Annotated in this window: 3 protein-coding genes; all 3 read right to left on the minus strand. The window is 48.1% G+C overall.

Features of this window, described 5'->3' with window-relative positions; translation table 11 throughout:
- The coding region (locus QTO00_RS20050) for an ATP-binding cassette domain-containing protein (RefSeq protein WP_331426315.1) at window positions 1-253 on the minus strand (253 nt) is incomplete at its 3' end.
- 9 nt (window positions 254-262) lie between these two features.
- Window positions 263-940 carry a molybdate ABC transporter permease subunit gene (gene modB, locus QTO00_RS20055; RefSeq protein ID WP_331426316.1) on the minus strand — a complete coding sequence of 226 codons (678 nt, stop codon included), beginning with the start codon at window positions 938-940 and terminating at the stop codon, window positions 263-265.
- A 9-nt stretch (window positions 941-949) separates the two neighbouring features.
- Window positions 950-1,129: substrate-binding domain-containing protein (locus tag QTO00_RS20060; protein ID WP_331426317.1), on the minus strand; the 180-nt coding region annotated here is incomplete at its 5' end.

Consider the following 1,129-nt stretch of genomic DNA (forward strand, 5'->3'; position numbering starts at 1 on the left):
ACGCATAGCCTATCTCACGTTCGTAGGTAGGAACAAACTCGCCACGTTCGCTGTCTTGCCACACCTCTCCCGATAGAGAGAAATAACCTTGGCCCTGTTTATCTAGCCCCGCCATTGCACGCAAACAAGTAGTTTTGCCACACCCAGAGTGACCGAACAGTACCGTCACCCCTTTTGCTGGTAAGGCTAGATCCACTGCTAGGTTAAATTCCGCATAACTGACATCGAACTTAGCCCTTATTAGGTCATCCATACTATTTACCTAGTCAAATCTGTGGACATAACGACGGTTTAGCCAATGCATAGCAAGCAGTGAAGCAAATGAAAACAGCACCATACCGCCAGCAAGAATATGAGCCTTGTCGTACTCAAGCGCCTCGGCGTAGTTATAAATTTCGACTGAGATAACCTGGGTTTTTCCCGGTACATTGCCACCAATCATAAGTACCACACCAAACTCGCCCAAGGTATGACAAAACCCCATAATCGCCGCAGAGAAAATCCCGGGCCAAGCCAAAGGCAAAGTGACAGACACAAAACTATCCAACGGTGAAGCTCTTAGCGTCGCTGCCACTTCAAGCGGCCTTTTACCGATCGCTTCGAACGCATTTTGTAGCGGTTGAAGAACAAATGGCAGAGAATGAACAATGCAGGCAATAGCAATACCGGAAAACGAAAAGGCTAATTGAGGCAGCCCAAGCCAAGCCACAAATTTGCCAACAGGGCCAGAGGGGCCAATCAAAATCAATAAATAGAAGCCCAACACCGTTGGCGGCAGCACCATAGGCATAGTAAATAGCGCAATCACATAGGGCTTAGCGCGGCTATTGGTCAGCGATAACCACCAAGCAACAGGCACCGCAATGATGAGCAGCCAGGCCGTAACAACCAGTGCTAACTTAAGCGTGATCCAAACAACGGTGATATCGAGCTCCCACATACGCTTTCCCTAGTAGTAGCCAAATTCTTGGATAATCGCATTCGCTTCCGGGCTAGCTAAGTAAGCCATAAATGCTTTAGCCGCTGAGTTATCGTAACCGTGTTTAAGTAGTACCGCGTCTTGCTTGATGGGATGGTAAAGACTGTCCGGGATTTGCCAGTACGCTCCTTCTAATACAGATCCATTTTG

The organism is Vibrio sp. M260118 (assembly GCF_036533755.1).
Taxonomy (GTDB): domain Bacteria; phylum Pseudomonadota; class Gammaproteobacteria; order Enterobacterales; family Vibrionaceae; genus Vibrio.

Excerpts from the sequence above, each read along its gene's own strand:
- modB (WP_331426316.1), bottom strand. The coding sequence starts at position 940 with ATGTGGGAGCTCGATATCACCGTTGTTTGGATCACGCTTAAGTTAGCA.